The organism is Microcoleus sp. w1-18aA5 (assembly GCF_036701705.1).
Taxonomy (GTDB): Bacteria; Cyanobacteriota; Cyanobacteriia; order Cyanobacteriales; family Microcoleaceae; genus Microcoleus.
The window spans coordinates 1-3,235 of record NZ_JAUPTE010000155.1 but is presented as its reverse complement, the minus strand read 5'-3'; the positions used below and the strand labels follow the sequence as shown (position 1 = coordinate 3,235).

Sequence of the window (3,235 nt, the reverse complement as noted above, 5' to 3'; positions counted from 1 at the left end):
GTCGCTTTTATCAACAAGGTATGCGGGCTGCAACCCTGATTCGGTCTATCTCCTAGGCCTCTTTGTCACCCCCCCAGCTTCTAAAGCCGATCTCTGGATATTTTTCATTCCTCAACAGGAGATATTGGTCGTCGAACCGGGTAAATTCAGGTTGTTAGTTTTGCAGCAACAGCCAGAACTCCCGCAGAAAGTAGTACCAAATCGAGGCTACAGTGTAACTGGATTACCTGTTCCATTAGTAAAGGTGCGGAATATTGCTAGTCACGTTTTTAAGTTTCCTGACGTTCTTTTCTAAAAAGAGACTCGCTGTTAATCTGGCGATCGCCTACTCAAGGTGATCGCCATTATTCGAGTAATAATACTTAGCAAACGCTAATTGGGCGATCGTTATGTTTTAATAAAAAATTGAGCAAAATCCAAACAAAGCCAGCCATGAGTCCTAAATCAATAGCCGTAATCAACTTCAAAGGCGGTGTCGGAAAGACTACCGTCACTTGGAGTCTGGGAAATATTATATCCCAAGGAACCGACTTAGAAGTCTTGATGTTAGACTTAGATCCACAAATGTCGCTCACAGAGGCGATCGGACTTAACGAAAATACAGGTCATTTAGATGACAAATTTGGTAAGTGGTACGAAAAATCTCTCAAGCACAGACTTACAATTTACGACGCTCTAGAAGTCTTTAAAAAAGCCGGACAGAATTTTAAATTTCCCGTTGGTTTCGACACCATTTATCAGATTGACGAACAGTTGCATTTTGTCCCTTCAGTTGAAGAGTTGTATTGGTTGGATATCGATGGATTTGAGGGGAAAAGTGTTAAAGACTTCATCCGCAGATTCATCGGCAAAATCGCCAACTCTGCCAATCTCCCCAAATACGACTTGATGCTTTTTGACTGTTCGCCTTCCTTCAGTCTCCTCACCTACAGCGTACTCTCTTGCTGCGACTTAATATTAATTCCGGTCAATCCAGATTATTTTGGTTCTAGGGGATTGAGTTTAGTTTTAAACTCGCTCCAAAAACGGATTGAGCCTTATCCGTTTCCCAAGATAGCAGTCTTTATGAATAAAGCTAAAACCTATGGAGGATTGCTGACAAATGAAGTTCAGTTTTACATGAGAGAAGTAAAGAGACTTTGCGATGAGATATCAAAAGATAATAACATAGAAGTTAGATTTTTAGAATCTACTATTCGGGAAAGCGTCGGGCTAAAACGGGCGATTAATGAGGGAGAACTACCGCGAGAATTAGTTAGAGAATTTGAAAAACTATGGCGCGAGTGTGAGGAGTATCTGAAATGAGTAAAAAAGAAACTTTGGCTGCTTCCGAACAAGAAAGCGGGGGGTTAGTTGAGGAAATTGGCGAACTTAAGGAAATCTTGCGGGACGTTGCTCGAAAATTAACCCGGCTTGAGACTCAAGTCAAGCGGGGAGTGATTTCTGCTGGCTCAAAAACTTCGGATATTCCCAAGGGTGCTGATGTTAATAAACCTGTTAATTTATCGGCGGCTAATGTTCTAGAAGTTTATGAAGAACTGCGTTTACAAGCTAAGAATGGTAATGAAGAAGAGGTGAGGCAAAAGTTGTTAGCCATGAGTGCAAGTGACTTGAACTTGATGTGTTGCGAGTTAGGGATGCCGCCCAGCAGCAAGAATCCGTCCCGCAAAAAAATGTTCGAGCTAATTATTGGCAGAATTAAACAGAGTTTGAGGCTGTCGCGGCATATCGACAGACAAACACTTTGAATCGGGCATTGGGAATTGGGCATTGGTAATAGCTTGGACTTAGAATTTGCGTAAGGATTCAGGTAAAAATAGTTCCGCAGAGAGCCGAACAATATGGTAATGTAGTCAGATGAGCGAAAAGTCAGAGTTATCAGCAGCACTAAAATTAGAAATGGTTGACCAGTTGAGTCGTGAGGAGCTGGTCAAAATTGTGCGCACCCAACAGAAGCTGATTGAAAAATTACAACTCCAGCTCGAAAAGCTCCAAGAGAGACAGCCCAGCAATAGCAAAACATCATCGAAACCCCCATCAAGCGATCTGATACAGAAATCAGAGACAGCCGCTTTTGACAACTCAAAAGAGTCAGAGTCCCAACCAAAACGCAAAGCAGGAGGACAGCCGGGACATATCGGCAAAACCCGAAAAGGGTTTGGGCGAGTAGATAGATATCAAATCAGCACTCCTGAATCTTGTGAGCATTGTGGTAGTAGAGAATTAAGTGATCCAATTGGTTATAGCAAGCAGCAAGTAGCCTGTTTAGCAGCCTTACCAATTGAAGTGGTGGAATATCAACGAGTCAAATGTCAATGTCATGAATGTGGAGCAATGGTAATCGGTGTACCAGCACCCGGAATAGTTCCAGGACAAGACTTAAGTATCGACCTACAAGCATTATTGAGCTGGTTGGGTAATTATGGACACCTATCCTATGAAAAACAACAAGAGTTCCTGCGCGAACTAGGTGGAATCGACCTAGGGATAGGTACTTTACAAGCGACAAATGCGCGGGTAGCTGATGCTGTAAAGCCCGCCGTTGAAGCCTTATGGAAATGGGCACCATTACAAGCTTTCCGTCCATGTGGATGAAACCCCTTGGTGTGTCAAGGGAGTTAAAGAATGGTTGTGGACAGCCACAGGTCAAGATTTTTGCCTGTTTCATGCTGCGGATACTCGGAGTAGAGCTGAATTAGAGACGATGCTGGGGAAAGAGTTTGCTGGAGTGTTGAGTTCTGATGATTTTAGCGTCTATAACGGTGTGATTGTGGGAGCGCAACAAAAATGTCTAGCCCATCTACGGCGACATTTTAAGAAAGTTCTGCTTATACGCCACGGTAATAACAGTGTCGTCGCTTCTGCATTTTTAGAATTAATTGATGAGGCATTTCGACAACATCGCCTAGGGCGAGAACACCCCCAAGAGATTGATTATCAGACTTGGGCGAGGGACTTTAAGACGAGATTGGCAGAATTGTTAAATACTTGGCAAGCTCATGTTGGTCATGCTGCTGGACTGTTACTGCGCTCGTTACGTGAGAAAGCAGATCAATGGTGGTACTTTTTAGGGCTTGCTGAAAAAGCCTAAAACCCTTACATCAAAAGACTTTGGCTCCTGACGGCGCTGAGCGTGTGTAAGATTATGAGCTAAAATTAGTCAAAAGCCTAGTACAGCATCACTTTCGTAATGTACCGAAAAGTTGACCCAAGCCCAAACCCACCATCCAACTTT

General features: G+C 43.2%; 4 protein-coding genes and 1 pseudogene. All 5 read left to right on the top strand.

The window, feature by feature from the left end; all coding sequences use genetic code 11:
• Positions 1-295: pseudogene (locus Q5691_RS27390) on the top strand (hypothetical protein); the annotation flags it as partial.
• A gap of 137 nt (positions 296-432) precedes the next feature.
• A complete protein-coding gene (locus Q5691_RS27385) occupies positions 433-1,305 on the top strand; it encodes a ParA family protein (protein ID WP_333029965.1) in 873 nt (290 codons plus the stop codon).
• Positions 1,302-1,748 carry a hypothetical protein gene (locus tag Q5691_RS27380; RefSeq protein ID WP_333312361.1) on the top strand — a complete coding sequence of 149 codons (447 nt, stop codon included), beginning with the start codon at positions 1,302-1,304 and terminating at the stop codon, positions 1,746-1,748. Before Q5691_RS27385 ends, Q5691_RS27380 begins: the two co-directional genes overlap by 4 nt.
• Before the next feature lie 109 nt (positions 1,749-1,857).
• A complete protein-coding gene (locus Q5691_RS27375) occupies positions 1,858-2,595 on the top strand; it encodes a DUF6444 domain-containing protein (protein ID WP_333312362.1) in 738 nt (245 codons plus the stop codon).
• The gene (locus tag Q5691_RS27370) at positions 2,588-3,091 is read left to right on the top strand and encodes an IS66 family transposase (protein ID WP_333312363.1); all 504 of its coding nucleotides are present in this window, start codon (positions 2,588-2,590) and stop codon (positions 3,089-3,091) included. Before Q5691_RS27375 ends, Q5691_RS27370 begins: the two co-directional genes overlap by 8 nt.
• Positions 3,092-3,235 lie beyond the last annotated feature (144 nt).

Coding starts and splice junctions, on each gene's coding strand:
- Q5691_RS27380 (WP_333312361.1), top strand. CDS start 1,302: ATGAGTAAAAAAGAAACTTTGGCTGCTTCCGAACAAGAAAGCGGGGGG.
- Q5691_RS27375 (WP_333312362.1), top strand. CDS start 1,858: ATGAGCGAAAAGTCAGAGTTATCAGCAGCACTAAAATTAGAAATGGTT.
- Q5691_RS27385 (WP_333029965.1), top strand. CDS start 433: ATGAGTCCTAAATCAATAGCCGTAATCAACTTCAAAGGCGGTGTCGGA.